Origin of the sequence: Ectopseudomonas composti (genome assembly GCF_001567565.1) — a bacterium.
GTDB classification, from domain to species: Bacteria; Pseudomonadota; Gammaproteobacteria; order Pseudomonadales; family Pseudomonadaceae; genus Aquipseudomonas; species Aquipseudomonas composti_A.
The window spans coordinates 436269-462585 of record NZ_LSSW01000022.1 but is presented as its reverse complement, the minus strand read 5'-3'; the positions used below and the strand labels follow the sequence as shown (position 1 = coordinate 462585).

General features: G+C 61.8%; 30 protein-coding genes. 21 read left to right on the top strand and 9 right to left on the bottom strand.

Annotated features, from left to right (window positions below; translation table 11 throughout):
• Window positions 1-38 precede the first annotated feature (38 nt).
• Window positions 39-452, top strand: a complete 414-nt coding sequence (locus PCLY_RS11340; RefSeq protein WP_061239396.1) for a CopD family protein — start codon at window positions 39-41, stop codon at window positions 450-452.
• A 79-nt stretch (window positions 453-531) separates the two neighbouring features.
• On the opposite strand, the gene PCLY_RS11335 is transcribed toward PCLY_RS11340, so the two are convergent.
• Window positions 532-990, bottom strand: coding sequence for a DUF2231 domain-containing protein (locus PCLY_RS11335; RefSeq protein ID WP_061239395.1), 459 nt, complete (start codon window positions 988-990; stop codon window positions 532-534).
• A 147-nt stretch (window positions 991-1137) separates the two neighbouring features.
• On the opposite strand from PCLY_RS11335, the gene coxB reads away from it, so the two are divergent.
• The 8 genes from coxB to PCLY_RS11295 all read left to right on the top strand — a co-directional run bounded on the left by coxB (window position 1138) and on the right by PCLY_RS11295 (window position 8751).
• Window positions 1138-2028: a cytochrome c oxidase subunit II gene (gene coxB / locus PCLY_RS11330; RefSeq protein WP_061239394.1), complete on the top strand. Its 891-nt coding sequence runs from the start codon at window positions 1138-1140 to the stop codon at window positions 2026-2028.
• Window positions 2025-4556, top strand: coding sequence for a cytochrome c oxidase subunit I (gene ctaD, locus PCLY_RS11325; RefSeq protein WP_061239393.1), 2532 nt, complete (start codon window positions 2025-2027; stop codon window positions 4554-4556). Before coxB ends, ctaD begins: the two co-directional genes overlap by 4 nt.
• Entirely contained in the window at window positions 4556-4909 is a 354-nt protein-coding gene (locus PCLY_RS11320; protein ID WP_061239392.1) for a hypothetical protein, read from the top strand. The genes ctaD and PCLY_RS11320 overlap by 1 nt, the downstream gene beginning before the upstream one ends.
• Window positions 4900-5721, top strand: coding sequence for a cytochrome c oxidase assembly protein (locus tag PCLY_RS11315; RefSeq protein WP_061239391.1), 822 nt, complete (start codon window positions 4900-4902; stop codon window positions 5719-5721). The genes PCLY_RS11320 and PCLY_RS11315 overlap by 10 nt, the downstream gene beginning before the upstream one ends.
• Before the next feature lie 333 nt (window positions 5722-6054).
• Window positions 6055-6372, top strand: coding sequence for a hypothetical protein (locus PCLY_RS11310; RefSeq protein WP_061239390.1), 318 nt, complete (start codon window positions 6055-6057; stop codon window positions 6370-6372).
• A gap of 12 nt (window positions 6373-6384) precedes the next feature.
• On the top strand, window positions 6385-6843 hold the full coding sequence (locus PCLY_RS11305) for a hypothetical protein (RefSeq protein ID WP_231740147.1): 459 nt from the start codon (window positions 6385-6387) through the stop codon (window positions 6841-6843).
• 583 nt (window positions 6844-7426) lie between these two features.
• Window positions 7427-8401: a lysylphosphatidylglycerol synthase domain-containing protein gene (locus tag PCLY_RS11300; protein WP_061239389.1), complete on the top strand. Its 975-nt coding sequence runs from the start codon at window positions 7427-7429 to the stop codon at window positions 8399-8401.
• A gap of 128 nt (window positions 8402-8529) precedes the next feature.
• Complete coding sequence (locus PCLY_RS11295; RefSeq protein ID WP_061239388.1) at window positions 8530-8751, top strand: hypothetical protein; 222 nt, start codon at window positions 8530-8532, stop codon at window positions 8749-8751.
• A gap of 92 nt (window positions 8752-8843) precedes the next feature.
• Here the strand turns inward: PCLY_RS11295 and PCLY_RS11290 are convergent, their stop codons facing one another.
• Window positions 8844-9335, bottom strand: a complete 492-nt coding sequence (locus PCLY_RS11290) for an MgtC/SapB family protein (protein WP_061239387.1) — start codon at window positions 9333-9335, stop codon at window positions 8844-8846.
• 151 nt (window positions 9336-9486) lie between these two features.
• Here PCLY_RS11290 and PCLY_RS11285 point away from each other — a divergent pair, with 151 nt between their 5' ends.
• Entirely contained in the window at window positions 9487-9864 is a 378-nt protein-coding gene (locus tag PCLY_RS11285; RefSeq protein WP_061239386.1) for a Rho termination factor N-terminal domain-containing protein, read from the top strand.
• A 75-nt stretch (window positions 9865-9939) separates the two neighbouring features.
• On the opposite strand, the gene PCLY_RS11280 is transcribed toward PCLY_RS11285, so the two are convergent.
• The 7 genes from PCLY_RS11280 to PCLY_RS24820 all read right to left on the bottom strand — a co-directional run bounded on the left by PCLY_RS11280 (window position 9940) and on the right by PCLY_RS24820 (window position 15867).
• On the bottom strand, window positions 9940-10110 hold the full coding sequence (locus PCLY_RS11280; protein WP_061239385.1) for a con-10 family general stress protein: 171 nt from the start codon (window positions 10108-10110) through the stop codon (window positions 9940-9942).
• Window positions 10111-10247: 137 nt separating this feature from the next.
• Entirely contained in the window at window positions 10248-11111 is an 864-nt protein-coding gene (gene galU, locus PCLY_RS11275) for a UTP--glucose-1-phosphate uridylyltransferase GalU (protein ID WP_061239384.1), read from the bottom strand.
• Between the two features lie 458 nt (window positions 11112-11569).
• Entirely contained in the window at window positions 11570-12151 is a 582-nt protein-coding gene (locus tag PCLY_RS11270) for a HupE/UreJ family protein (protein WP_061239383.1), read from the bottom strand.
• A gap of 44 nt (window positions 12152-12195) precedes the next feature.
• Window positions 12196-13731, bottom strand: a complete 1536-nt coding sequence (locus tag PCLY_RS11265) for an amidase (RefSeq protein WP_061239382.1) — start codon at window positions 13729-13731, stop codon at window positions 12196-12198.
• Between the two features lie 212 nt (window positions 13732-13943).
• On the bottom strand, window positions 13944-14570 hold the full coding sequence (locus tag PCLY_RS11260; RefSeq protein ID WP_061239381.1) for an ANTAR domain-containing response regulator: 627 nt from the start codon (window positions 14568-14570) through the stop codon (window positions 13944-13946).
• Window positions 14567-15700 (bottom strand): transporter substrate-binding domain-containing protein, encoded by a 1134-nt coding sequence (locus tag PCLY_RS11255; protein ID WP_061239380.1) that lies wholly within the window; start codon window positions 15698-15700, stop codon window positions 14567-14569. Before PCLY_RS11255 ends, PCLY_RS11260 begins: the two co-directional genes overlap by 4 nt.
• A gap of 5 nt (window positions 15701-15705) precedes the next feature.
• Window positions 15706-15867, bottom strand: a complete 162-nt coding sequence (locus PCLY_RS24820; protein ID WP_156458587.1) for a hypothetical protein — start codon at window positions 15865-15867, stop codon at window positions 15706-15708.
• 500 nt (window positions 15868-16367) lie between these two features.
• On the opposite strand from PCLY_RS24820, the gene urtA reads away from it, so the two are divergent.
• From urtA to PCLY_RS11200, 11 genes are all read left to right on the top strand, one after another.
• Window positions 16368-17549 (top strand): urea ABC transporter substrate-binding protein, encoded by a 1182-nt coding sequence (gene urtA / locus PCLY_RS11250; protein ID WP_061239379.1) that lies wholly within the window; start codon window positions 16368-16370, stop codon window positions 17547-17549.
• 90 nt (window positions 17550-17639) lie between these two features.
• Window positions 17640-18542, top strand: a complete 903-nt coding sequence (gene urtB, locus PCLY_RS11245; protein WP_061239378.1) for an urea ABC transporter permease subunit UrtB — start codon at window positions 17640-17642, stop codon at window positions 18540-18542.
• 1 nt (window position 18543) lies between these two features.
• Complete coding sequence (gene urtC, locus PCLY_RS11240; RefSeq protein ID WP_061239377.1) at window positions 18544-19677, top strand: urea ABC transporter permease subunit UrtC; 1134 nt, start codon at window positions 18544-18546, stop codon at window positions 19675-19677.
• Window positions 19674-20411, top strand: a complete 738-nt coding sequence (gene urtD, locus PCLY_RS11235) for an urea ABC transporter ATP-binding protein UrtD (protein WP_061239376.1) — start codon at window positions 19674-19676, stop codon at window positions 20409-20411. Before urtC ends, urtD begins: the two co-directional genes overlap by 4 nt.
• 2 nt (window positions 20412-20413) lie before the next feature.
• On the top strand, window positions 20414-21103 hold the full coding sequence (gene urtE / locus PCLY_RS11230) for an urea ABC transporter ATP-binding subunit UrtE (protein WP_061239375.1): 690 nt from the start codon (window positions 20414-20416) through the stop codon (window positions 21101-21103).
• Between the two features lie 21 nt (window positions 21104-21124).
• Window positions 21125-21565, top strand: coding sequence for an urease accessory protein UreE (gene ureE, locus PCLY_RS11225; RefSeq protein ID WP_061239374.1), 441 nt, complete (start codon window positions 21125-21127; stop codon window positions 21563-21565).
• The gene (locus PCLY_RS11220) at window positions 21562-22293 is read left to right on the top strand and encodes an urease accessory protein UreF (protein WP_061239373.1); all 732 of its coding nucleotides are present in this window, start codon (window positions 21562-21564) and stop codon (window positions 22291-22293) included. Before ureE ends, PCLY_RS11220 begins: the two co-directional genes overlap by 4 nt.
• A 36-nt stretch (window positions 22294-22329) precedes the next feature.
• Complete coding sequence (locus PCLY_RS11215) at window positions 22330-23031, top strand: urease subunit beta (protein ID WP_331711366.1); 702 nt, start codon at window positions 22330-22332, stop codon at window positions 23029-23031.
• Window positions 23032-23034: 3 nt separating this feature from the next.
• On the top strand, window positions 23035-24747 hold the full coding sequence (gene ureC, locus PCLY_RS11210; RefSeq protein ID WP_061239372.1) for an urease subunit alpha: 1713 nt from the start codon (window positions 23035-23037) through the stop codon (window positions 24745-24747).
• A 26-nt stretch (window positions 24748-24773) separates the two neighbouring features.
• Window positions 24774-25433 (top strand): urease accessory protein UreG, encoded by a 660-nt coding sequence (gene ureG, locus PCLY_RS11205; protein WP_061239371.1) that lies wholly within the window; start codon window positions 24774-24776, stop codon window positions 25431-25433.
• Window positions 25430-26296, top strand: coding sequence for an urease accessory protein UreD (locus PCLY_RS11200; RefSeq protein WP_061239370.1), 867 nt, complete (start codon window positions 25430-25432; stop codon window positions 26294-26296). The genes ureG and PCLY_RS11200 overlap by 4 nt, the downstream gene beginning before the upstream one ends.
• Window positions 26297-26317: the final 21 nt, after the last annotated feature.

Here is a 26317-nt window from a genome sequence, read left to right as displayed (position 1 = left end):
CACGTGCTCGGAACGAACGGACGCACGGGAGAGCATCGATGCCACTGCTCAAACTGCTGCATTTCATGGCGCTGATCGGCTGGTGCGGCGCACTGCTGTACCTGCCGGCGATGATCGCCGCCAGCGCGCGCAGCGGCGATGACGGGTTCTATCGCGACCACCCCCAGCTCACGCGCACGGTGTTCAACCTGCTCGCTACCCCGGCTGCCTTGCTGGCCATCGGCTCAGGCACGGCGCTGTTTCTACGTGAGTCGATATTCGCCCCCTGGTTGATCGTCAAGCTCACCACGGTCGCGGCGATGGTGCTCTGCCACGCGCTGTGCGGCGTACTGATTCTGCGCCGCGAACGCATCGCTGAAGCCGCACTGAGGCGCGACTGCCTGCTGATCGGTCTGCTGTTGAGCGTATCGATCGGCGCCACGCTCTGGCTGGTGCTAGCCAAGCCATTCTGACCACGGAGACCGCCTGAACATGCCCGGCCTGTCCTGCTCTCTCTACCCCCCAGTAGCTGGCAAACCGGAGCCGGACGCTTCAGCGGGTATCGACGCCCACGCCATGCTCGTACACCAGGCGTCCACCGAGATAAGCCGCCAGACCGATCAGCGCGGCCGTGAGCAGCGACAGGTACAACCCCCAGCGCTCCATGCCCTGCTCCGGCCCGGCATAGCGCAGCAGCCAGTTCAGCGATGCCAGCGACAGCATCATCACCGCGATGATGGCGTGGCACCAGGCGGTGATCTTGCGCCGAATGCTGCTGACCGTGAGCAGGTCAACCAGCCCGGCCAGACTGGCGATCCAGCCACCGAAAGCGCCGACACCCGCCAGCCAGAGACTGGCGCGGGCCCAGAACGGATCGGCCAGCAGCAGGTAGGCGATATCCGTTGCCACCAGGCCAAGCAGTGCGGCGACGGGAAAGTGGATCATCATCGGGTGCAGCGGGTGCCCGGCGATGGCGGCGCGACTGACGATGACTTCCTTTATTTCGGCCATCCGGGCCTCCCTGTGCAGATAAGTGATGTGCGGAAACAGGGGCGCGGCTGGCTGTCCCCCTGTTTCAAGTTGACCACGCTGACGCTGGCAGTTCCGTTTCTGGTTGCCTGCGAGGGGCCGCAATCGGCGCTCGACCCGGCGGGGCCGATGGCGCGAGAAGTGGCGATGCTGTGGTGGGCGATGTGCGCCTTCGCCACGCTGGTGCTGATCGTGGTCACGGCGCTGTGGCTGCATGCCATGCGCCGCAAAAGCTCGCCGGTCGATGACGTCCGGGCGCGGCAACTGACGCTGCGCTGGCTGGTCGGTGGCGGGCTGCTGTTGCCGACTGTGAGTGTCCTGCTTCTGCTGCTGTTCGGTATTCCCATCGGCCATCGCATGCTGCCCTTGCCGCTGGCTGGCGAGCAGCCCATGCGCATCGAGGTGGTCGGTCATCAATGGTGGTGGGAGGTGCGGTATCCGGACAGCGGCGTGGTCACCGCCAACCAGCTGCATCTACCGGTCGGTCGGCCGGTGGACCTCGACGTCACCAGCGCCGACGTCATCCACTCCTTCTGGGTGCCGCGCCTGGGCGGCAAGATCGACATGATCCCCGGCCGCGACAATCGCATCCGCCTGCAGGCCGACCAGCCAGGCACGTTCCGCGGCCAGTGCTCGGAGTTCTGTGGCACGCAGCACACCCACATGATTCTCGATGTACAGGCTCACGAAGAAGAAGACTTCGCCAACTGGTTGCAGGCGCGCCGCGAACAACAGATCAGCGCCCTGCCCGGCCCTGCCGGCGACACCTTCGCGGCTCACTGCGGCCAGTGTCATCGCGTGGCGGGCGTCAGCGACGGAGCCCGCGCGCCGGACCTCAGCGACATCGGCGCCCGAGCCTCCCTGGGCGCCGGCGTCGTCAGCAACAAGCCGGGGGCTCTGTTGCACTGGCTGCAAGAGCATCAGCGACTCAAACCCGGCAATGCCATGCCGTTGCATGACCATCTGGACCCCGATCACCTCAGTGCCATCGCCGACTGGCTGGAGACCCTGCGCCCGTGAGTACGCCAAGCAACGATCAGGTAGTCGCCCAGGAACAATTGCACGATCAGTTCAACGAGGTATGGGGCAACCCGCGCGGCTGGAAGTCGCTGACCATCGTCAACCACACCACCGTCGGCATCCGCTTCATGCTTACCGGGTTGGGCTTCTTCCTGTTCGGCGGTTTGCTGGCGATGCTGGTGCGCACGCAGTTGGCGATACCGGGCTACGAATTTCTCGAGCCGGACATCTACAACCAGGTGTTCACCATGCACGGCACGGTGATGATGTTCCTGTTCGCCGTGCCGATGATGGAGGGCCTGGCGGTCTACCTGATTCCGAAAATGCTCGGCGCGCGCGACCTGGTATTCCCAAGGCTGTCGGCGCTGGGCTACTGGTGCTATCTGTTCGGCGGGTTGATTCTGTGCGCCAGTCTGCTGCTGGGCATCGCGCCGAAGGCCGGCTGGTTCATGTACACGCCGCTGTCCAGCGCGGTGCATACGCCAGGGCCGAACTCGGACTTTTGGCTGATCGGCATCACCTTCGTGGAGATCTCTGCGGTATCGGCCGGTGTCGAACTGGTGGTGTCGATCCTGCGCACCCGCGCCGAAGGCATGTCGCTGAACAAGATGCCGATCTACGCCTGGTACATCCTGGTCATGGCCATGATGATCGTGGTCGGCTTTCCGCCCTTGATTCTCGGCAGCATCCTGCTGGAACTGGAGCGCGCCGTGGGCCTGCCGTTCTTCGAAGTCGCGCGCGGCGGTGACCCGATTCTCTGGCAGCACCTGTTCTGGCTGTTCGGCCATCCCGAGGTGTACATCATCTTCCTGCCCGCAGCAGGTATCGTCTCGACCCTGTTGCCGGTGTTCTGCCAGCGGCCGCTGGTGGGCTATCGCTGGGTGGTGCTGGCGATCCTCACCACCGGCTTCATCAGCTTCGGCCTGTGGGTTCACCACATGTTCACCGTGGGCATTCCGCAACTGGCGCAGGCGTTCTTCTCTGCGGCAAGCATGCTGGTGGCAATTCCGACCGGCATCCAGGTGTTCGCCTGGATCGCAACGCTGTGGATCGGCCGGCCGCTGTATCACGTGCCAATGCTGTGGCTGGTGGGATTTCTGGTGATCTTCGTCTGCGGCGGCCTGACCGGCGTGATGTTGGCGCTGGTGCCGTTCGACTGGCAGGTGCACGACACCCACTTCGTGGTGGCGCACATGCACTACGTGCTGGTGGGCGGCATGTTCTTCCCGCTACTGGCTGGCATCTATTACTGGCTGCCACACTTTTCCGGGCGCATGCCGTCGGTGCGCCTCGGCAAATGGGGCTTCTGGCTGGTGTTCATCGGTTTCAACCTGACCTTCCTGATCATGCACTGGACCGGGCTGATGGGCATGCCACGGCGCATCTACACCTACCAGTCCGGCCTCGGCTGGGATTTACCCAACCTGATCTCGTCGATCGGCAGCTTCATCATGGCCATCGGCATCGCCACGGTGCTGCTCGATATCGTGCTGCACTTTCGCTTCGGCCAGAAGGCCGCGAAGAACCCCTGGGGCGCGGACACTCTGGAGTGGAGCACTCATCTGCCGCCCAGCCCCTACAACTTCGTCAGCCTGCCGCCGGTGCGCACGCGCCACCCGATGTGGGAGCTGCCTGATCTGGAAGAGCGTATCGACCGTGGCGAGTTCGCCTTGACCGTGATCGACCACGGCCGGCGCGAAACCTGGGGCGTGGAGCCGCTGACCGGCAAGGTTCGCGAAATCATTCACTTGCCCGGCAATAGCTGGTTGCCGTTCGCGGCGGCGACGTTCATCGCCATCACCTGCCTGGGGCTGCTGAGCAAGTTCTACTGGGTTGCGCTGGCTGCCAGCATCGTCGCGGTGCTGGTACTGCTGCGCTGGAGCTGGGAGAACGGCGCGCACCCGTTGGCGGCGCCGGACGCCCGCGTGCAGCCCGGCGAGCCGCCCCTGCACTCGCGCACCTGCGATGGCCCCGGGCTGTGGGGCATGGGCGTCACCCTGCTGGCCAATGGTGCCTTGTACCTGTCGCTGCTGTTCGGCTGGTTCTATCTGTGGACAGTGTCGCCGAACTGGCTGGTGCCGGACGATCTGGTAATGGATCAGCGCCTGCTTCTGGCCAGCGCCGTATTGCTCAGTATTGCCGTGCTCTGGCAGCGGCCTGTACTGCGCCGCTTGCGTCAGGGCCAGGGGGAACCTGCTGCCTTGATCGCCTGTTTTGTTGGGACGGCGCTGCTGGGCTCGTTGCACGCCGGGCTGCTGCTCTGGGCGCTCGTGGCGGGCGACCTGGCGCCGCGTGCAACCGCGCATGATGCAGTGATCGTGGTGATGCTCGTCTACAGCCTCGCGCATGGAGCGCTGGCGACCATTCTCAGTGCACTACAGGCGTTGCGTGTGCATCACGGCTACGTATCCAGGCGCACACCCTATGAACCGCTGGTGGTGGAACAACTCTGGCAATACAACCTGGCCGTGATGTGGATCACCTACTGCAGCGTGGTGCTGTTCCCGACGACCTTCGGAGGCGTTTGATGCAGCCGCTAAGCTCGCCCTACAACCCCATCCACATTGGCCTTGGGCTGGTGCTCTGGAGCCTCTGGTTCGTCGTGCTGTACGGCGGGCTGTCGATTGGTTGCGCACTGGCGCCTCCTGATCCGGCGCAAGGCCAATGGACCTGGCTGAACGCTCTGCTCGCCCTGTTCAGCCTGGTAACCGTGATCGCGTTGCTGGGTTTGGCCTGGCTGTTTCGACGTGCCGCCAGGCGTGCGCGTGAAAGCCTGTCGGCCCGCTTCGTGGCACGCCTGGCCGCAGGTGTGAACCTGATCGGCGCCATCGCCACCGTCTTCGTTGCCCTGCCAACGCTGAGCCTGCCGCCATGCATTTGATGACCGCAGCTCTGCTCCTTCTACCCGGCAGCGCCGCCGCCCATGGCCTGCTGGACGGCCACCTGCAGCTCAATGAGCGCGCTCCATTGTTGTTGAGCGCTCTGCTGCTCGGCGCTGCCTGGCTGCTGTATATTCTTGGCTGCCGCAGGGTACGCCCGCACGGACGAGAAGCGCTGTGGATGCACCTGGCGATGATCATCACCGTGCTCGCGGTGTTCGGTCCCATCGACGATTGGGCGGAAACCAGCACCAGCCTGCACATGGTCCAGCACATGCTGTTCATGATCGTCATCGCCCCGCTGTGGGCGCTGGCACGACCGCTGCCGCAATGGCGGGCGATGCTCGGTGGCTGGATGGCCCCGGTGTCCGAGGCAATTCTGCGCAGCGGCCGCTACCCGATGGCCCTGGCCATGCTGCACGGTGCGATGATCTGGGTCTGGCACACACCCAGCCTGTACACGCTGGCACTGGACAATACCTGGTGGCACGCCATCGAACATGCCTGCTTCCTATTCAGCGCCTGGCTGTTCTGGTGGTCCTGCCTGCGCGCCAACCCACGGCAAGTCCCACACGCGCTGATGGCCATTCTGCTGACATTGATGCACACCGGCCTTCTCGGCGCCCTGCTCACCTTCGGTAATACGCCCTTCTATGGTGAGTCCCGCTCCCTGGAAGACCAGCAACTGGCGGGGCTGTTGATGTGGGTGCCGGGCAGCCTGGTCTACCTCGCGGCGGCTGGTTGGATCAGTTGGCGTTGGCTGACACGGATCTGGCGTCGTCAGGCGCGAGAAGGAGCGGAGGATTCCCTTTAGCCAGGCCCATGCCTCGTACAAGCTTTATTCAAGTTTTCCAGGGGCATATTCCTGCTTCGCGAAACTGCACCATGAATTTGGTTCAAAGTATTTTTTCTGTCGGTGTGAGACAGTAAGTCTGTTTTCCGGCGCAACATACTGTGCTCCAACAATAAAACAATGATCAGGGTAATGGGGTTGCGGAAATTTCTCTCCCTGATCAGCCCGCGAAGACCATCTTGTATAACTCCAGTACATGATGTCACTTTGGAATTTCTTTTTACCAATCGTCCCAACTGTTGGTATGCACTGGATACGCCGTTATGTTTCAAGGGCGCTATTAAGGAGAGCCAGATGAAACATGACTTGGAAAGTATCAGATCGGCGCTGGCCGATTACGAAGTTGCCATGACCCCACGCCCAGACGGCAGCGTCGTACTGACCGTTGCCGGTGAACAGCGCCGCTTGGTACGTGTACTCGATGCCAGTTGTTCGATGCAGGAGTTCATTCGCCTGATTCATTTCGACATGACGCTGGATGAAGATGCGGAGTCGATCAATGAAGCGGTCAAGCACTGCAGTACCACGCAGTTACCTACCTACTCGCGTGAACCGCTCTTCCGTACGCGTCTCTCTCGTTTATGGTCCATGAGAAAACTCACCAAGAAATGAGGAGGTGCGCAAATGTCCAGACGCAACGATTCAGAGTTGGCCCGTCACAAGCCTGAAGAGCTGCAGGGAAGGATCAGAAGGCATATGCCCTACCGGCACCAGTTGATGTACGAATGGCCCTACGTGGCTGGCTCGACCTGCCTGGTGGTGTTGCTGATCTGGCAGCCCTTTCAGCCTCCTGCGCTGGCGGTAATGCTTCCAGTATCGCAGCCTGGCGCTCAGACCATTCAGCGCTCGTTACAGGAGATCGACGCGAACTGCTATCAGGTACAAAGCGAGACATTGGTTGAGCCTCTCTGCCAGGGTTGTGCCCAGGGCGAGCAGTCCGCCGCCAACCTCGATGCATCCTCCGAGTTCAGTCGCTCGATTCTGACCTGCCAGGATATTTACCCTGACCTCGCCCATGAGGTCGGCAATGACATACCCGGCAACATGACGATTGACGTGATCAAGTCCAACCACTCTTTCTAACTGATCATGAGACTCGCGTCTGGTATTTGCGGCTTATACATGACCGATACCCGTGCTTGTCCAAGCGATTCAACGGGTGGTTGTCGACATGCATATAGGCCTTACTCACAACAAGCGTGCTTTTCATTGCAATGTTCACAGCCATTCAGGAGGGAGAAAGCTACAAGTTGAAATTCTATCTGGCGGCATATGCTCGACTAGTTGCCTGGCCATAGATGACGACATCGGGAGACATTCATTGGGGCGAGATGAGTGTTTGAAGTGAACATTTTTTAATGAAGACAACGGCTTGGCTAATTCAATGCCGTGTGAAAGGTGAACAGTATTCATGAAGCGATAACGCTGCAGAAAAGGTCGAGCCTTTATTTGCAACGGTCCGTCATCTCAACGGCCAATAAAATCGTGGGAGTTTTCAGCACGACATCGGCGCATACAGGCACCTTGACATATACGCATCACCTGATGACTTCGTCCGCAAGCGACCCTGCGCATTCACTTTTCACCCCTCGCCTGCCGGCACACCGCAAGAACCTGAAACCGCTGGAACAAGCCGACAAGGCAGCAATCAAGAGGAAAAGACAGGATGAATGGCGCTCTGAACACCCCCTGGATGCGCTGGGGTAAACGCGCACTCACCCTGTTGCTTCTTCTGGCCATATCCACGCTGCTGTATACCTCGCTGCGCAATCTGGACTGGGGGGAAGTGCGTCAGGCGCTGAGCGCTTACAGCCCGCAGACCCTGTTGCTGGGGACGCTGATCACGCTCGCCAGCTACCTGGCGTTCGGCGGTTACGACCTGCTCGGCCGAAAGTACAGTCGCCATCACCTACCTGCGCGCCAAGTTCTGCCGGTGGCGATGATCTGTCACGCCTTCACGCTCAATTTCGCCACCTGGATGGGCAGTGTGGCGATGCAATACCGCTTGTACATGCGCCTTGGCCTCGGCACCTCGACGGTGACGCGCATTCTCAGCCTCGGCCTGCTGACTCACTGGACCAGCTGCATGATGCTGGCCGGGGTGATCTTCTCTCTGCGCCTGATAGAGCTGCCGGCCAACTGGAAGTTGAGCATGATCGGCTTGCAGCTGCTTGGTTTTGCCCTGCTCGGGCTGGTCAGCGCCTACGTCGGAATCTGCGCGTTTTCCCGCCAGCGCGTCTGGCACCTGCGCGAGCGCTCCGTCACCCTGCCCTCGCCGCGTATAGCCTTGCTACAACTGTGCCTCGGCGCAAGCAACTGGTCGCTGATGGCCGCGCTGCTCTATTGGCTGTTGCCGGACGGCGCCGCCTATACCTCGGTACTCGGGGCGCTGCTGATCAGCGCGATGATTGCGTTCGTGGCACGTGTTCCAGCCGGGCTCGGCGTGCTGGAGGCCATGTCTCTCGCGCTGTTGCAGCGTCAGCACAGCCAGTCCAGCCTGATTGCCGCGCTGGTCGCCTACCGTGTGCTCTATTACCTGCTGCCACTGCTGGTGACCAGCGCCCTCTACGTGGCACTGGAGAAACGTGCAAAAGCCCTGTGCAAGCGCAGCGAACAGCCGGTCGAAACGCTACCTGGCTAAGTGGCATCAGCAAGACGTCCGCGCTACGCCTCAAATTCCGCGCGCCCTACCGCCCGGCGGATGGTGGGAACTTGCAGGCGCGTCAGGCCGGTCTATCTCACATCATTCAGCAAAACTGGAGGTATGAGATGGCCAAGCCATTGCACCTGATCAGCTACACCCTGCACGACCGCTCGCACAGTGTGGAAGTCGAGTCTGACCGCGAGCAACTGACGCCCTACCAGGCTCGTTTCTATCTCAGTGCCCTTCACACCTTCGAGTGGCCCAGCGAATTCAGAAATGTACAGGTCACCCGCATCCTGCAGCCGAAGAGAGAACGCGCCAGCCCGACTCATCGCGTCCAGCGCTGAGCATGCCGCAGACGCCCGAGCGCACTCGTGGGCCTACAACAATTCAAAGACGGCGCGTCAAAGACGGCGCGAGTGTTCTCAGCGCCCCCTTGCTAGGGGGCCTTGTCATTGCCACCGGGCACGAATATCAGCGGAATGATGTGTAGCACGGTGAGCACCAGCACTGTCGCCAGTACCGCTGTCGCCTCACGCCCCAGCCCCACTGCCACACCAATTGCGGCGGCGGTCCAGAGCCCGGCGGCGGTGGTCAGGCCATGCACGTCGGACATGCGCTGGCCCTTGAGAATTGTGCCGGCGCAGACGAAACCGATGCCGGCGGCGACGCCCTGGATGACCCGGCTCATGGCGTCGCTGTCACCGCCATCCTGCTCCAGCGCCATGACGAAAATTGCCGCGCCGACGCATACCAGCATATGCGTGCGCATCCCCGCCGCCTTGCCGGTGACCTCGCGCTCGTAACCGAGCAGACCGCCGAGCACCGTCGCCAGCAATAGGCGCAAGGTGGCGCGGGTCATGTGCTCGACCTGGCCGAGGTCGGAAAACTCCATGAGCAGGGTGGCAAGAATGCGTTCGCTGACGTCCATAGCGCGATCCAGGTGCGAGTATTCCTTGATCTGAGCGATCAGAACTGCAGAGGTTCGATGGTTTTCTTGCGCCGCCTATCCGGCCAGGGGAACCAAGCTTGGGCACCGGGCTTCTTCCGTATGACCCTGTCACATCGTGGAGCAATCCAGCATGCCCCGAGGAAGCAAAGCCAAATACACCGCCAAGCAGAAGCGCAAAGCCGAACACATCGAAGACAGCTACAAGGCCCGTGGTGTCCCTGAAGACGAGGCCGAAGCACGCGCCTGGGCCACGGTCAACAAACAGTCCGGCGGCGGCGACAAGCCTGGCGGATCTGGGCGCTCCACCAGTGCGGCGAGCAAGCAGGCGGCACGCGAGTCCTCTGCCCGGCGCGCAGTGAAAACCCGCCAAGGGGTGCCCAGACCAGGCCGAACACTGGAGAGCATGACCCGCATGGAGTTGATGGAACTGGCGCGCAAGCGCGACCTCGTCGGGCGCTCACGCATGCGCAAGCAGGAGTTGCTGGAGGCGCTGCGTCACGTCAGCTGACAAGCGCCTGGGCGCACATGGCGACGCGGTAGCAGAAACGCCAAGGCCCGCAGAGCGCGGGCCTTGGCCGGGTGGTCACGAATCTCTGGATGCCTGCCTCTTCTGACCACCCTTGCGCCCGGCTTCCGATGCCCTCTGGCGGTCATTGGCGAAGTTGCCGCCACTGTTGTGACCACCTTTACGGCCGGCTTCGGACGCCTTTTGACGATCGTTTGCGAAGTTACCCGGATTTTTGCTGGTCGCCATTGCTGGTACCTCCTGATAATGACTCGCGAGGCGTGATTGCCTCTACTTGAAATCAGGCAAACCCACTCCCGAGTCGTTCAGGCTTTTTTCACCGGCATCTGCGCGTCACCAGCCAGCGCTGGCGCCTGGTCAGCCGCTCAGACGGCCTTGAGTTGCGGGCTGGCAGTCACCGGATGGGTCTTGTGGCGATTCTCGAAGCAGAAGTTGGTGGCCTGCACATAGCCCTCAGCCGAGCCACAATCGAAACGGCGGCCCTTGAACTTGTAGGCCAGCACGCAGCCCTGCTGGGCCTGTTTCATCAAGGCGTCGGTGATCTGGATTTCACCGCTCTTGCCCGGCTCGGTCTGCTCGATCAGTTCGAAGATATCGGGTGTGAGGATATAGCGACCGATGATCGCCAGGTTCGACGGCGCGTCCTCCGGGTTGGGTTTTTCCACCATGCTGTCGATGCGAAAGATGTCGTCACGCAGTGCTTCGCCGGAGATGACGCCGTAGCGCGAGACCTCCTCCATCGGCACCTCCTGGATGGCGACGATGGAACAACGGAACTGTTCGTAGAGTTTGACCATCTGCGTCAGCACGCCGTCGCCATCGAGGTTCAGACACAGGTCATCGGCCAGCACCACGGCGAACGCCTGATCACCGATCAACGAGCGACCGGTGAGAATGGCGTGACCAAGGCCCTTCATCTCCACCTGGCGGGTGTAGGAGAAAGTGCACTGATCGATCAGGTGACGAACGCCACTGAGGGATTTCTCCTTACCGGTGTTGGAAATTTCGTGCTCCAGCTCGTAGCTGATGTCGAAGTGGTCCTCCAGCGAGCGCTTGCCGCGCCCGGTGACGATGGCGATTTCATTGAGCCCGGCCTGGAGTGCTTCTTCGACGCCGTACTGGATCAACGGGGTGTCGACCACCGGGAGCATTTCCTTGGGCATCGACTTGGTAGCGGGAAGGAAGCGGGTGCCGTAACCGGCAGCGGGGAACAGGCATTTCTTGATCATGAGTTCGGTACCAGTTTAGTAATTTGGTACTAGAACCTGACCTGTATAGAGCCGTTGCGGTTCAAGATTTTTCCCGAAGAGGCTGTTTTGCCGTTGCTTTTTTGCGCCATAGCGCACCCTCCGTCCAAGCGCCCAACAGGTTGATCTGCCGCTGTAAGCCAGGTATCGCCCCCAGGCGAGATAACTGCTTACTTTAGTCAGATTGCCTCCGGATCGCGGAAATTCACGGATTCCATGGGGCCAGTGACGCCGGTGCGCGCAACCGGGCTCTCTTCCACCGCCACGCCCTGCTCGGCCAAGTGAGCGATGACGCGCTCTACCGGCCACCACCGATTTTTCCAACGGTGATCTGATCAAAACATGATCAGATCACCGCAGGTTTCGGTGTTTCTAGCGCTGTGCTTGATGATCGCGTAGGAATCGGCGTTGGCCGGTTGTCAGGGGCCTTTCAGCCGAGATCAACCTGCCAACAAGGCGACTCCTGCCCCTGCTGAAGCCACCCCGAGCACTCGGGTCAGCACGGCCGCCTTGATCGGAAACCAGCGTGCCAGCGCATAGCCGGCAGCATGCAGGGCTGAGGTCGCGATCACGAAACCGATCGCATAAGCCGCTGGGCTGCTCATTTCCGGCAATTCGAGACCATGGGCCATGCCGTGAGCCAGCCCAAAGAGGCCTGTGATGCCCAGGGCAAACGCTACCGGTGGGCGCGCCGCCATAGCGACCAGCAAGCCCAGGGTAAGCACCGATGCCGCGATGCCGGTTTCCAGGTACGCAATGGCGAACCCATCGACCCCCAGCAGGCCACCGAGCAACATGCCGCCGACGAAGGTGACGGGCAGCATCCAGCACGCCCTGCCCTTTTGTTGCGCGGCCCAAAGACCGACCGCGAACATGGCCAGCAAGTGATCCATTCCGCCCAGGGGGTGCCCCACACCCGCCATCAGGCCCGAGTCACCATGTCCCGGATGGGCAAATGCGAATACCGGTATCAGGCACAAGGCTGCGCCCAGAGAAAGTCGTATCGATTGAGTTGGTTGCATAAAACACTCCTGAATGCTGATAAAGGGGGGCTGACGCTGCAGATTCAACGGCTCGGCGGTTTAGGGAATGGGCCACGGGCTTGCTCATAGGCTTGAGCCACGCGCAAGGCCAGGGCGTCCTTGAAGCGCGGCGCGACGATCATCATCGCCACCGGCAAACCGTCAGCCAGACCTGTGGGAATCGAAGTCGCCGGGTGGCCGGTGAGGTCGAACGGCGCGGTGTTGCTCAGCATGTTCAGCGCGCTGTGGACGTACTCTTCGATCGGTGCGTCGGCGGCGGTCAAGGTAGTCGCCACGAAGGGCATGGTCGGCATCACCAGCACATCGAAATGCTTGAACGCCTCGTCGTATTGGCGAGTGAGTTCTGGCACCAGCATGCGCGCCTTGGCGTAGTAGGCGCCGTGCAGGCTCTTCAGGCTGTAGTGGCCGGTCAAGGCCACGGCCCGGACGCTGCTGGACAACGCATCGGCATGCTCACGACGCTTGGCGCCGAAGTAGCTCATGATGTCCGGATCGTAATAGCCATCCACGTTCATGCCGTAGCCATTGCCCTGCAGCATCTGATACGCCGCGCCATCGGTGGCGATGACATTCCAGATGTCCAACGCCACGCCCGAGTGCCAGGGGACGCTGGCTTCGCCTACCGTCGCGCCAAGGCTCTGCAGTTGGGCAACCGCTGCCTTGACCTGAGCATCCACCTCGGTCTGGGATACGCCGGGAATCGCGAAGCCTTCACGCAACACGCCGACTCGCAGCCCTGCTACGCCCTGACCCAGGGCGGCCACACAGGCTACGGCAGGTGGATTCTTCTGCCGCGAGTCGAGACCATCGGCCCCAGCGATGACATCAAGCATCACGGCCACGTCACGCACGCTATTGGCCATCGGGCCGACGTGATCGATGGTTCGTTCGATCGGGAAGGCCCCGGTGTAAGGTACCAAGCCGTAGGTGGGCTTGTGGCCGACAATGCCGCTCCAGGCCGAGGGCATGCGGATCGATCCGCCCTGATCCCCGCCAATCGCCATGTCGACTTCCTCGAGAGCGACCAGCACGGCACTGCCGCTGGAGGAGCCGCCGGCATTGCGGGTTGGATCCCAGGGATTTTTCACCGGCCCACTGGCGGCGGTGAAGCTGGCGCCGGAGAAGCACAGGTCCTCGCACACCGACTTGCCTACCACGGTCGCACCAGCGGCGAGCAGGCGTTTGACCACGGTCGCATCTTCTGCCGGGATGTAACCGTCCAGGCTTAGCGAGCCGTTGGCCATTGGCACGCCGGCCACGGAAACGTTGTCCTTGATCACCACGGTCTTGCCCGCCAAGGGGCCTTGGGCCGCTCCTCTGATCTGGGTTTTCACGTACCAGGCACCGTGCAGATTATCGGTGTCCGCCACCTTGCTGTATTCGCGCTGCGGTGGTTGCTGCGCCACCGTTGCGGCATACAGCGCGTCGATGGCTTCGTAAGAGCTCAGGGTTTCATCAGCCAAGGAGAGAAAAGACGCCATCTGTGCGTCGCTCAGGTGATAACCATGGTCTTGCGCTGCAATCAGAAAATCAGCCTTGCTCGGGCGTTTCACGGTCATGTGGGGGTCTCCAGGTATTGGTTAGAGGCTGCCGTGATCAGGCAGGCAACCATTGACTCGAGCCAGCTACGCGCTTGCGCAGGTACGGCTCGCTCCGGAGGACCCCGTTGTCCAGGCCGGCCGCCGCGCGGGGCCCCATACTTGCCGAATCAGGGCGTATGGCGGCCAGCGCGCAGAAAGAGGGTCCGGCCCACTGGGCCGGACGCTCAGAATCAGGTTTGTTGAAACAACTCGTGGGCCTTGACCAGCGCCTCGGCGATCTTTTCCACCGGTTCGCGCTTGGCCATGGCCTGATCGCGCAAGGCGTTGTAGGCGTCGATTTCCGACATGCCCTTGGTTTCGATCAGGATGATCTTGGCTTGCTGCACGGTACGTATCACGGCCATCCGCCCCTCCAGCCGCTTGACGTGCTTTTCCCGCTCACGCGCCTTGCGCGATTGACTCAAGGTCAGCGCCAATGCCGTGAGCAGGCCGAACGAGCGAACCGGCGACGGGATCACCGAGCAGGCATTGAGCTGCAGCAAGGCCTCGACGATGATCGGATTTTCATAGGCGATCACCGGGATGACCGGTGGCGTGCTGGCATGCAGCAGCCAGGGTGTTTTGGTCGACAGGCTTTCCGGGGATACCGCAAGCACGATCACGTCGACCTCGGCATTGAGTCGCTCGGGAATTGGCCATTGCACGCGTACCTGACAACCGATGCGCTGCAGTTGCGCAGTCAGGTTGCGGCCGTCCTCGTCATCCGGGTGCACCACGAGCACGCTGATGTCGCGCAGGTCCTTGATCCCTGCGCTGCTGTCAGCGCGTTGCCGTTTCTTGGCCGCGCGCAGGGTCATAACGCGCTCCCGGAGCGCCAGTCATTCAAGCGTGGCGCAATGGCGTAGGGATCGGGTTTGAGGGCGCCCTGGCTTTCATAGAGGATGTCGAACTGGCCCTCGGCGTTGGCCCGCCCGATGCGTGAAAACAGGTAGGTGTGATGGTTGTGCGGATCGACGCGCACGCGTCCTTGCGGCGCCTCGAACTCCAGGCCGCGCATCGCTTGCAGCACGTCATCGACCTCGGTGCTGCCTGCGATGAGAATCGCCTTGGCCAATAGATGGGTCTGAAAGTAGGCGGCTTCCCAGCAGCGGTCGGTGACCTGCTCCTGGCCAAACAAGGCGCGATACTCTGCGATGCATTGGTGGTTGACTGCGCTGTCGACCGACTGAAAGTAGGTCGCCGCCGATATGTGCCCCGTGCCCAGATGAACGCCCATCTGCTTGATGTCGGTCTCGCTGGCGGTCAGGCTGGCGATCGGCATGCTGGCCGGATCGAAACCGGCATCGGCATAGGCCTGGTACAAGTGCGCCATGGATTCGCCCACGACAGTGGAGAAGATGAAGGACGGTTTCAGTTCCCTGGCCTTGGCCATGAGCTTGGCGAAGTCTTCGGGCCGAGCGTTCTTCAGCGGCAGGTAATATTCGCCGAGCTTGATGCCTCCCCGTTCGTACAACAGGTCGCTCATCAGCCGGTTGGTCTCATAGGGATAAACGTATTCGGAGCCAATCATCAATACCCGGTTGCCGAAGTGATCGAGCATGTAATTGCCCAGCGGCACGGTGTTGTGATTGGGTGTCGCGCCGGTGTAGATGATGTTGCGTGAGTACTCGAAGCCTTCGTAGTACACCGGGTACATCAGCAGTGCATCGTAGCGTTCCACGATCGGCAGGGCGGCCTTGCGCGCAGCAGAGGTGTAGCAGCCGAAGAAGAAGCGCAGGTTTTCCTCGCGGATCAACGATTCGAGATGCATGGCATACAGCGCTGGGGTCGAATCGGGATTGCGGGTGATCAGCTCCAGAGGCTGCCCCCCTACTCCGCCGGCTGCATTGATCTGCTCGATCGCGAATTGCGCGCCGCGCATTGTCGAGCGCTCGGCGGCTGCCGTGACGCCGGTATCGGAAAACACACCGCCTATGCGGATCACCATGCCTATCAACCTTGTTCGGAGACCGAACGCCCGGCATCCGTCAGGATACGAGCCCTCGGCAAAGAGTCATCATGCAAAAAATCGGAGAACGCTGGCCGCGGGTTCACGGCTGCAATCAGGCTGTCTGTGCCTGAAACCGGCGCGACTGCGCTGTCGAGGCCGGTCATGCGAGGGGCCTTCCACACCTGCCGGAAATGGGCGTGTGACAAGGAACACTGCGAGGGTACTGCCCCTATGCAGATTGTGGGCCACTGCCCTTTTCAACGACCGCTGCGTCGAGCCCAGCCATGGGCGCGCTGATGATTGGCGGCACGAACCAGCACCCGTCGCCGCCGTGAAGCACTCACGCTTTTGGTGCGCCGCCACCAGCCTTGCACCAAGGGGGCGCAACGCCAGTCGGGCGTGCAATTAATGCAGGGAATGACGCGGGTTGCTCAAGATAGCCCCTGATCAGGCCATCTCTGATAATTGGCACCCCCCTTGCACTCACCCTCTCGAGACATCGCGCTGGCTGTCTGCCCTACGCCCACTTGGCAAGTAGGGAGGCGCCTGACGTACGACTGGCTTGGACACAGTTGTCCCGCCAGATTCGGCACAAGAAGCCTGACCTCCCGGTTATTCGTTTAGCCGGGACGTCGGGCTTTTTTCATTCAAGGGGAAAAATGAGATGCAATACGACAAGCGCCGTTTGATCAAGCACGCCCTGCTGCTGGGGGCCTTCAGCCTGTTGCCGTTTTCTCTGGTCAATCAGGCGCAGGCAGCAGAAACCGTCAAGGTGGGGATCATCCATTCGCTCACCGGCACCATGGCCATGAGTGAAGCCTCGGTGGTGGACGCGGAAAAGCTCGCCATCGATGAAATCAATGCCAGTGGCGGCGTGCTGGGCAAGACCATCGAGCCGATCATCGAAGACGGTGCAAGCGATTGGCCGACCTTCGCGGAAAAGGCACGCAAGCTGCTGGAAAGCGATCATGTGGTGGCCACTTTCGGCGCCTACACGTCGGCCTCGCGCAAAGCCGTGCTGCCGGTATTCGAGCGTAACAAGGGCCTGCTGTACTACCCGACCTTCTACGAAGGATTGGAGAAATCCCCGGCCATCATCTACACCGGTGCCGAAGCCTCGCAGCAAACCCTGGCCGCGGTTGGCTGGCTGATGGCCAACAAGGGCAAGAGCGTCTACCTGATCGGTTCCGACTACATCTGGCCACGGACCACGAACAAGCTCGCCCGTGCCTCGGTGAGCAAGCATGGAGGCTCGATCGTCGGCGAGGACTATCTGCCCCTGGGCAGCATCGAGTTCTCTTCGGTCATCAACAAGATCAAGGCGGCCAAGCCCGACATCATCCTGTCGACCGTCGTCGGCGGCTCCAATGTTGCCTTCTACAAACAGCTCAAGGCCGCCGGCATCGACAGCAGCAACCAGACCCTGATGGCGCTGGCCGTTACCGAAGAGGAAGTCACCGGTATCGGCGCCGAAAACCTCCTCGGGTTTCTGACCTGTATGAGCTACTTCCAGAGCCTGAAGAACCCGGTCAACGAAAAATTCGTCGCTGCGTTCAAGGCGCGCTACGGCGACAACCGCGTGGTAGGCGACCCGATGGCTGCCGCCTACACCGCGGTTTACCTGTGGAAGAACGCCGTGGAGAAAGCCGGCAGCTTCGATGCGGCGGCAGTGATTGCAGCGTCTTCGGAGATGACCCTCGATGCGCCTGAAGGCGAGGTCAAGGTGCACAAGGACAACCACCACCTGTGGAAGCGTGCGCGCATCGGCACCATCAACGCCGAGGGCCAGGTCGACGTGATCTACGAGTCCGCGCCGATTGAACCCAATCCCTTCCCGAAACTGTAAAGCGAGGCCAGGCGCGACTCACCTCGCGCCTGCGGCCACCCCGAAGTTCTGAAACGGGTTCGCCCATGTGCAGCGACAGGTAGTGACGCAATGACTCTCGATATTCTGATCATGCAGGTGTTCAGTGGCTTCTCACTGTTCTCGGTATTGGTGCTGATGGCGCTGGGGCTGACCATCGCCTTTGGCCTGATGGGGGTCATCAACATGGCCCACGGCGAGCTGATGGCGATGGGGGCGTACATGACCTACGTCACATCACTGGTGTTCCAGCGCTACTTCCCCGAGCTCATGGGCTGGTACTTCATCATCGGCATCGGTGTCGCCTTCGTGGTGACCTTTGCCTTCGGCCTCCTGCTCGAACGCTGCTTCATCCGCTTCATGTACAACCGCCCGCTGGACACCTTGCTGGCCACCTGGGGCCTGTCGCTGGTGCTGCAACAAGTGTTTCGCCAAGTGTTCGGCCCCAAGGAAGTCAGCGTGCCGACCGTGGAATGGCTGCAGGGTGCCTGGAGCCTCAGCGAGACTCTGGAACTGCCGCTCAACCGGATTTTCATCATTGGCCTGACGTTCGTCATCGCCGCTGCGGTGTTCCTGTTCCTCTACCGCAGTCGCTGGGGGCTGCGTATCCGCGCGGTGACCCAGAACCGTGCGATGGCCGGTGCTGCAGGCATCAACACTGCACGCGTCGATTCCGTGACATTCGCCCTGAGCTGCGGCTTGGCCGGGATCGCCGGCAGCTCGTTCACCATGCTTGCCTCGACGGGGCCGATGAGCGGCCAGCAGTACCTGGTGGACACCTTCATCGTCGTCGTGTTCGGCGGCGTCGAAAGCCTGCTCGGCACCTTTCTCTCCGCCTTCGCCATCGGCCAGACGCAGATATCGCTGGAGTATCTGACCACCGGCTCCATGGCCAAGGCGATCACCCTGATGGTGGTGATCGTGTTGCTGTTCTTCCGCCCCAACGGCCTGTTTGCCGCGAAAGTGAGACGTTGAGATGAACGACATGACAAATACCCGGCCACAGGCACCCTCGCGTGCTCGGCGCTGGCTCAATGCCGGCTGGTTGCCGCTGATCGAGCGACATGGCCTGATCTGGCTGTCGATCCTGTTGTTGGTCGTCCTGCCGCTGAGCCTGGGCGACTTTCGCCTCGGGCTGGCCGGCAAGTACCTCAGCCTGGCGTTCTGCGCCCTGGGCATGGTGCTGATCTGGGGCTACGGCGGCATCCTGAGCCTCGGCCAGGGCATCTTCTTCGGCCTGGGCAGCTACATGATGGCCATGTACCTCAAGCTGGAAGCGACCGCCAACGATGAAGCGGCCAGCGCCCTGGCGGCCTTCTACGGATCGGCACTGCCCGACTTCATGATCTGGAACAGCGTCGAGGCGTTGCCCTGGTGGTGGAAACCCTTCGAGTCGGCGACCTTCACCATCGCGGCGATTCTGATCATTCCTCCGCTGCTGGCATTTGCGTTCAGCTACGCCTACTTCAAGAAACGCGTAGGCGGCGTGTATTTCTCCATCATCACGCTGTCTCTGGCGTCGATCATGTCGATCCTGATCATCGGCCAGCAAGGTTATACCGGTGGCGCCAACGGCCTGACCGATTTCAAGACGGCGTTCGGCCTGAGCCTGCAGACACCCCAAACACCCTGGATCCTGTACTTGCTCACCGCCCTGCTGCTGCTCGGCTGCGTGGCGCTGTTCGGGCTGATTCTGCGCAGCCGTCTGGGCAAGGTGGTGGTGGCCATTCGTGACCGAGAAGACCGCGTGCGCTTTTCCGGCTACAACACGGCGTTGTTCAAGGCCTTCATCTTTGCCGTCGCCGCGCTGATCTCGGCCTTGGGCGGGGTGATGTTCACGCTCCAGGTCGGCCTCGCCTCGCCCTCTCTGGTGGGCATCATTCCCTCCACCGAAATCGTCATCTACGCCGCCCTGGGCGGACGTCTGTCACTGGTCGGCGCGGTGTACGGCACGCTGCTGATCGGCGTGGCGAAAACCTACCTGTCGGAGAACTTCGTCAACTTCTGGCAGTACTTCATCGGCTTCCTGTTCATGGGTGTGGTGCTGTTCCTGCCAGCGGGGCTGGCCGGGCTGTTGCAGCGCTTGAGCAACAAGGAGGTGCAGTCATGAGCGCGATATTGCTGAGTGTCGAAGACTTGACCGTGTCCTTCGATGGTTTCAAAGCCGTGGACAACCTCAACTTCTACGTCGAGCAAAACCAGGTGCATGTGGTGATCGGCCCCAATGGAGCTGGCAAGACCACCCTGCTGGACATGATCTGCGGCAAGACCCGCCCCAGCGCCGGGAGCATCCGCTTCAAGGATCTGCAGCTGGCCAACATGATCGAGTACCAGATCACCCGTGCCGGGGTCGGGCGCAAATTCCAGAACCCTTCGGTGTACGAAGACCTGACCGTGCGCGAGAACCTGGACATCTCCTCGCCGGACAAACGGGGCATTTTCAACTGCCTGTTCGCCCGCAAGGACAAGGCCCTGGAGGCCGAAATCGAACGCACCGCCGAGATGATCTTTCTGCACGACCAACTGGGCCGCAAGGCCGGCCTGCTGTCCCATGGCCAGAAGCAATGGCTGGAAATCGGCATGCTGCTGATGCAGCGCCCCGAACTGCTGTTGCTTGACGAGCCGGTGGCCGGCATGAGCGCCGGCGAGCGGGAAAAAACCGCAGGCCTGCTCAAGCAGATCGCCAAGGGTCGCGCCATGGTCATCATCGAACACGACATGGAGTTCGTGAAATCGGTGGCCGACAAGGTCACCGTTCTGCACCAGGGCAAGACCCTGGCTTACGGCTCAATGGATCAGGTGCAAAACGATCCTCGCGTCATCGACGTCTACCTGGGGCACTGAGCATGCTGACCGTTAACAATCTCAACGTGTATTACGGCGAAAGCCACGTGCTGCGTAACCTGGAGCTGAATCTGGCGCCCGCAGAATCCCTGGCGATCATGGGCCGCAACGGCATGGGCAAGACCACCCTGCTGAAAAGCCTGGTGGGCATGCTGCCCGCCCGCAGTGGCAGCATCCAGCTGGTGGGCGAAGAACTGATCGGGCGCAAGAGTTACGACCGGGTCGCGGCGGGCATCGGTTTCGTGCCCCAGGGGCGGATGATCTTTCCTTACCTGAGTGTCGAAGAAAACATTCTGAGCGGCATGCAGGGCGCGCCTACCGCGCGGATTCCCAACTACATCTACGAGTATTTCCCGGTGCTGTTCGAGATGCGCCGACGCAAGGGCGGCAACCTTTCCGGTGGTCAGCAGCAACAGCTGGCCATTGCCCGGGCACTGGTCTCCAACCCCAAGGTACTGATCCTCGACGAACCCACCGAGGGCATCCAGCCGTCGATCATCAAGGACATTGCCCGCGCCCTGAACCAGTTGAAGAAAGAACGCGGATTTTCCTTGATCGTCTCCGAACAGGTGCTGTCGTTCGCCATGGCCGTGGCCGACCGCTACCTGATCATCGAGAAGGGTGAATTCGTCCACAGCGAGACGCAAGAAACCCTCGATCGCGAGCGCATCCTGCGCTACCTGACCATCTGACTCGACACAGGACAGCATGCCATGTTGATACTCGAGCGCATCCTCGGCCAAGCCAGCGACCCCGCCCTTGCCGAGCAGCTTCATGACCTCAGCCACCGCGGTCAGGTCGAAACCCTGAGTCTTTCGGCCAGCGATATCCAGCGTCATCGCCTGCGCCTCGCCAGCGACCGTGGCACCGACTGTGCCATTCGCCTGGAGCGTCATCAGCACCTGCGCAACGGCTCGGTGCTGATGCTCGACGGCGAGCGTGCCATCGTCGTGCAGATGCAAGATCAGCAATACCTCTCGTTGCGCCCTCGCGACGCCGCCGCAGCGCTGGAGCTGGGGTATTTCGCCGGCAACATGCACTGGAAAGTGCACTTTGCCGACGGCCTTTTACAGATTCCGCTGCAGGGCCCGGAAGCCGATTACCTCGAGCGCCTGGAAATGATGCTGGCAGACGGCCGAGTGTCGCGTTCATGAACCCATTGCACAGCAGTCTGTTGGCCTTGCAGCAGGCCGACAGTTTTTTCCCTGGGGGCGCCGTGGCCTGGTCATGGGGGCTGGAGACACTGGTTGCCGATGGGCGCCTGGGCGCCACCAGCGCAGTGGCGCTCGCACGACGGCAACGGGGTGTGCCGCGCGATCGCAGTGCGCAGGTAAATGGTTTCGTCGAAGGCCAGCTACGTCATCGATGGGCTACTTTCGACCGGGTGTTCCTATCCGCTGCCTGGCACGCCGCCGACAGTCTCCAGGCATTGTCCACGCTGGATGCAAGGATCGAGGCGTTGACCCTCGCCGAAGAGCTGCGCCAGGGCTCGCGCCGGCTAGGCCAATCATTGCTGGGCGTGCATGTGGCCATGGGCACATCTGGCGCCGAAGCCTACCAGCAGTGCATCGCCAGTGGCGCCGCAGCGGGACATCTTGCCGTGGTGCAAGGCTTGCTCTGGCAGCGCCTGGGCATGGATCTCGATCACTGCCAGCTCGCCGCCGCACACGGGCTGTGTACGGGGTTGGTCAGCGCTGCCGTTCGCCTGGGCGTGATGGGCCACCTCGATGCGCAACGGATACTGACCGATATCCAGCCGCTGCTGCTGGAGCTCCTCGCCCAGCCCGTCCCCGATCTTGAAGACGCCAGCGGCTTCACCCCCATGGCCGAAATTGCCGTGATGCGCCACGAATCCCAGGAACTCCGACTCTTTGCCAATTGAAGCGATGAGCGCTGCGCCTGCCACCGAACGAGGAACATGAACATGCTGTTGACCCCGACAGAACTCGAGCGATTGACGCTCTACACGGCCGCCGAGCTTGCGCGTAAACATCGGGCCAAGGGTCTGCGCCTGAACTTTCCAGAGGCCAGTGCCCTGATTGCCGACGAGATTCTCGAAGGCGCGCGGGAAGGTCGTAGCGTCGCCGAACTCATCGGCTTCGGCTCGACGATACTCAGCACCGATGACGTCATGCCGGGCGTCGCTGAACTGCTGCCGGTGCTGCAAGTGGAAGGCACATTCCCCGATGGCACCAAGCTGGTCACCGTGCATCAGCCGATTCGCCCCGGGCGCTTGCCGCTGGAAAGCATGCCACCGCCTGGGGAAATCATCGCTGCGCCAGGCGACATTCAACTGAGCGAAGGCCGGCCCACGGCGAGCCTGCGCGCCGTCAACACCGGTGACCGACCGGTGCAGATCGGCAGCCACTATCACTTTTTCGAGGTCAACAAGGCGCTGGATTTCCCCAGGGAAATCGCCTTCGGCATGCACCTGGATATCCCTGCCGGCACTGCCGTTCGCTTCGAGCCTGGCGAACTGCGCGAGGTGCAACTGGTGCAATTTGGCGGCAGCGGCGACATCCATGGTTTCAGCGGCCTGACCAACGGCAACCTGCACGACCCCGCCTGCAAGGCTGCAGCCCTGCAACGCGCACGCGCTCAACACTTCAAGGGGGCCTGAGCCATGGCCACGATGACTCGTAAAGAATACGCCGCCATGTACGGCCCCACCGTCGGCGATGCCGTGCGCCTGGGGGACACCTCGCTGCTGGCCGAAGTCGAGTTCGACCATTCGGTGCCAGGCGATGAATGCCTGCACGGTGGCGGCAAGAGCTTGCGCGACGGCATGGGGCTGATGCCAGGCTACGACAGCGCCGACGGTGCACTGGACATGCTGATCTGCAATGCGCTGATCATCGACCCGGTGCTAGGCATCGTCAAAGGCGACATTGGCATCAAGGAAGGCAAGATCGTTGCCATCGGCAAGGCCGGCAACCCACAGGTCATGGATGGCGTGCATCCACAACTGATTTGCGGTGTGGCCACCACCGTGCGTGACGCCGAAGGGTTGATCGTCACCCCCGGCGGCATCGATGTGCACGTGCATTTCGATTCGGCGCAGCTATGCGAGCACGCGCTGGCGTCCGGGCTGACCACCTTGATCGGTGGCTCACTCGGCCCGATCACGGTGGGCATCGACTGCGGCGGCGAATGGAACGTGGGCAAGATGCTGCAGGCTTCCGAAGCCTGGCCGATCAACTTCGGGTTTCTCGGGCGCGGCAATTCCAGCAAGCCCGAATCCTTGCTGGGACAACTGCGCGGTGGCTGTCTGGGCTTGAAGATCCACGAAGACTGGGGCGCTATGCCAGCGGTGATCGATACCTGCCTCAAGGTCGCCGACGAATACGACTTCCAGGTGCAGTTGCACACCGACACCCTCAACGAGTCGGGCTTTCTCGAGGACACGCTGGCGGCCATCGGCGATCGCACCATTCACATGTACCACACCGAAGGCGCGGGCGGCGGGCATGCGCCGGACATCATCAGCGTCGCCGGCAAAGCCAACTGCATCCCCTCCTCCACCAACCCGACCAACCCCTACACCCTGAACACGTTCGACGAGCATCTGGACATGATCATGGTCTGCCATCACCTCAATCCAGACGTGCCGGAAGACGTCGCGTTCGCCGAATCCCGTGTGCGCCCGCAGACCATTGCTGCCGAAGATATCCTGCATGACACCGGCGCGATTTCGATCCTCGGGTCGGACAGCCAGGGCATGGGCCGGATCAACGAAGTCATCTGTCGTACCTGGCAACTGGCCTCGAAGATGAAGGATCAGCGCGGGCGCCTGACAGAAGAAGCAACCGCCCTGGGCGATAACGAGCGGATCAAGCGCTACATCGCCAAGTACACGATCAACGCGGCGCGGGTGTTCGGTATCGACCGCTACATCGGCTCTCTGGAGCCCGGAAAAATCGCCGACCTGGTGCTATGGCGGCCCGCGTTCTTCGGGGTCAAGCCGGAACTGGTGGTCAAGGGCGGCTTCATCGTGCACGGCGTGATGGGGGATTCGGCGGCATCGCTGTACACCTGCGAACCCTTGATGATGCGTCCGCAGTGGGGGGCCTTCGGTGAAGCCCCGCAGGCGTTGTCGGTGAACTTCGTCAATCGCTTGGCCGTCGAGTCCGACACGGCCGCCAAGCTCGGCCTCAAGAAAGCGCTGCTGCCGGCCATCGGCACCCGCACCCTGCGTAAATCCGACATGTTGCACAACGATGCCTGCCCCGATATCCGGGTCGATCCACAGACATTCGACGTATACGCCGACGGCGAGCGCCTGACCTGCGAGCCGGTCAGCGAAGTCCCTCTGGCCCAGCGCTACATGCTGCGCTAACCCTACAGGCACAAAGGAGGCAAATGATGAAAACCTCGTTCAATGCGCAATCGGCTAGCGAGTTGCCACTCCATCCCGGCGCCGCCCGTGTCGGGATCGGCGGCCCGGTCGGCTCGGGCAAGACCCGCCTGCTGGAGCAACTGATCCCACGCTTCATCGCCCGTGGTACCGAACTGGCGGTCATCACCAATGACCTGGCGACTCGCGAGGATGCCGAGCGCGTCAGGCGCAGCGGCCTGATCGATGCCGAGCGAGTACGCGCCGTGGAGACCGGAGCATGTCCGCATACGGCGATCCGCGAAGACCCGACAATGAACCTGCAGATGGCAGACGAGCTCGAAGCGCGTTTCGCAGGGCTCGATCTGCTTCTGATCGAGTCGGGAGGCGATAACCTGGCTTCGACGTTCTCCCTTGATCTGGTGGATTACTGGATTTTCGTCATCGACGTGGCAGGAGGCGACGACATTCCGCGCAAGCGAGGTCCCGGGGTGTTGAGTTGCGATCTGCTCGTCGTCAACAAGTACGACCTGGCGCCTTATGTCGGTGTCGACCTGCCGCGCATGCGCCGCGAGTCCGATGCTGCACGTGACGGCAGGCCGGTGCTGTTCACCAATTGCGCCACGGGTGAAGGCGTCGATGCGGTCGTGGACGCGATCAGCCGCGCCGTGCTGTTCGACCGCTCATGAACGCACCTCAGAGTTTGTTTCGTCCCTTGACCGAATCCGTGGATCCTCAAGCGTGGATCACCTTCAGCCAGAGCGCGGGTGGCGACAGCTATATTTCTGCGCAACAGGTAGGTTACCCCTTTCATCTGGGCCGCACGCTCAAGCTTCCCGATGACCCACCAGGTATGGCGGCGGTGTATCTGCAATCCTGTTCGGGGGGGATCTTTGCAGGGGAGCATCTGCACGTGCGCCTGCACGCAGAAGCGGGTAGCCAGGTGCACGTCAGCACCGGTGCTGCCACCATCGCGCATAGCATGCTCGAGCAGCCGGCACGACAAGTGGTCAGCCTGGAGGCAGGGAGCGGCGCGCTGCTCGAATACCTGCCGATGACCACGATCCTGTTCCCCCACGCGAAACTGCACAGCCGGGTAAACGTGACCCTGCACCCCGAATCCCGGGTAATGATATGTGACGCGTTTTCTCTGCATGCGCCGCAAGGGAGCAGCGAAACCTTCGATGTTTATCGCGCCGATCTGGAAGTGCGCAGCCCCAGCGGCCAGCTCTTGGCGGGGGACACGCTGGCACTGAGTGGCGAAGACATGCGCCGTCGATTGCCGGGCGTCAGCGAGGGCATGCAAGCGTTGTCGACATTCATGCTGCTGGGACACGGTCTGCCGGTCGACACACTCAAACAGCAGCTGCGCGATGTGCTGTCCGTCCTGCCCGACAGCTACGTTGGCGTCAGCGCATTGCCCAACGATTGCGGGGTCAGCGTACGCATCATGACCCTCGACGCAGTGGCGTTGCGCCAGGCACTGCACTGCGTCTGGTCCTGTGCCCGTGAACAGCTGACCGGCATCACGCCCAGGCCACGGCGCAAATGAGCGTTCGTGCCCCACTCGTCA

Coding starts and splice junctions, on each gene's coding strand:
- PCLY_RS11340 (WP_061239396.1), top strand. CDS start 39: ATGCCACTGCTCAAACTGCTGCATTTCATGGCGCTGATCGGCTGGTGC.
- PCLY_RS11335 (WP_061239395.1), bottom strand. CDS start 990: ATGGCCGAAATAAAGGAAGTCATCGTCAGTCGCGCCGCCATCGCCGGG.
- coxB (WP_061239394.1), top strand. CDS start 1,138: ATGGCGCGAGAAGTGGCGATGCTGTGGTGGGCGATGTGCGCCTTCGCC.
- PCLY_RS11320 (WP_061239392.1), top strand. CDS start 4,556: ATGCAGCCGCTAAGCTCGCCCTACAACCCCATCCACATTGGCCTTGGG.
- PCLY_RS11315 (WP_061239391.1), top strand. CDS start 4,900: ATGCATTTGATGACCGCAGCTCTGCTCCTTCTACCCGGCAGCGCCGCC.
- PCLY_RS11310 (WP_061239390.1), top strand. CDS start 6,055: ATGAAACATGACTTGGAAAGTATCAGATCGGCGCTGGCCGATTACGAA.
- PCLY_RS11305 (WP_231740147.1), top strand. CDS start 6,385: ATGTCCAGACGCAACGATTCAGAGTTGGCCCGTCACAAGCCTGAAGAG.
- PCLY_RS11300 (WP_061239389.1), top strand. CDS start 7,427: ATGAATGGCGCTCTGAACACCCCCTGGATGCGCTGGGGTAAACGCGCA.
- PCLY_RS11295 (WP_061239388.1), top strand. CDS start 8,530: ATGGCCAAGCCATTGCACCTGATCAGCTACACCCTGCACGACCGCTCG.
- PCLY_RS11290 (WP_061239387.1), bottom strand. CDS start 9,335: ATGGACGTCAGCGAACGCATTCTTGCCACCCTGCTCATGGAGTTTTCC.
- PCLY_RS11285 (WP_061239386.1), top strand. CDS start 9,487: ATGCCCCGAGGAAGCAAAGCCAAATACACCGCCAAGCAGAAGCGCAAA.
- PCLY_RS11280 (WP_061239385.1), bottom strand. CDS start 10,110: ATGGCGACCAGCAAAAATCCGGGTAACTTCGCAAACGATCGTCAAAAG.
- galU (WP_061239384.1), bottom strand. CDS start 11,111: ATGATCAAGAAATGCCTGTTCCCCGCTGCCGGTTACGGCACCCGCTTC.
- PCLY_RS11270 (WP_061239383.1), bottom strand. CDS start 12,151: ATGCAACCAACTCAATCGATACGACTTTCTCTGGGCGCAGCCTTGTGC.
- PCLY_RS11265 (WP_061239382.1), bottom strand. CDS start 13,731: ATGACCGTGAAACGCCCGAGCAAGGCTGATTTTCTGATTGCAGCGCAA.
- PCLY_RS11260 (WP_061239381.1), bottom strand. CDS start 14,570: ATGACCCTGCGCGCGGCCAAGAAACGGCAACGCGCTGACAGCAGCGCA.
- PCLY_RS11255 (WP_061239380.1), bottom strand. CDS start 15,700: ATGGTGATCCGCATAGGCGGTGTGTTTTCCGATACCGGCGTCACGGCA.
- PCLY_RS24820 (WP_156458587.1), bottom strand. CDS start 15,867: ATGACCGGCCTCGACAGCGCAGTCGCGCCGGTTTCAGGCACAGACAGC.
- urtA (WP_061239379.1), top strand. CDS start 16,368: ATGCAATACGACAAGCGCCGTTTGATCAAGCACGCCCTGCTGCTGGGG.
- urtB (WP_061239378.1), top strand. CDS start 17,640: ATGACTCTCGATATTCTGATCATGCAGGTGTTCAGTGGCTTCTCACTG.
- urtC (WP_061239377.1), top strand. CDS start 18,544: ATGAACGACATGACAAATACCCGGCCACAGGCACCCTCGCGTGCTCGG.
- urtD (WP_061239376.1), top strand. CDS start 19,674: ATGAGCGCGATATTGCTGAGTGTCGAAGACTTGACCGTGTCCTTCGAT.
- urtE (WP_061239375.1), top strand. CDS start 20,414: ATGCTGACCGTTAACAATCTCAACGTGTATTACGGCGAAAGCCACGTG.
- ureE (WP_061239374.1), top strand. CDS start 21,125: ATGTTGATACTCGAGCGCATCCTCGGCCAAGCCAGCGACCCCGCCCTT.
- PCLY_RS11220 (WP_061239373.1), top strand. CDS start 21,562: ATGAACCCATTGCACAGCAGTCTGTTGGCCTTGCAGCAGGCCGACAGT.
- PCLY_RS11215 (WP_331711366.1), top strand. CDS start 22,330: ATGAACATGCTGTTGACCCCGACAGAACTCGAGCGATTGACGCTCTAC.
- ureC (WP_061239372.1), top strand. CDS start 23,035: ATGGCCACGATGACTCGTAAAGAATACGCCGCCATGTACGGCCCCACC.
- ureG (WP_061239371.1), top strand. CDS start 24,774: ATGAAAACCTCGTTCAATGCGCAATCGGCTAGCGAGTTGCCACTCCAT.
- PCLY_RS11200 (WP_061239370.1), top strand. CDS start 25,430: ATGAACGCACCTCAGAGTTTGTTTCGTCCCTTGACCGAATCCGTGGAT.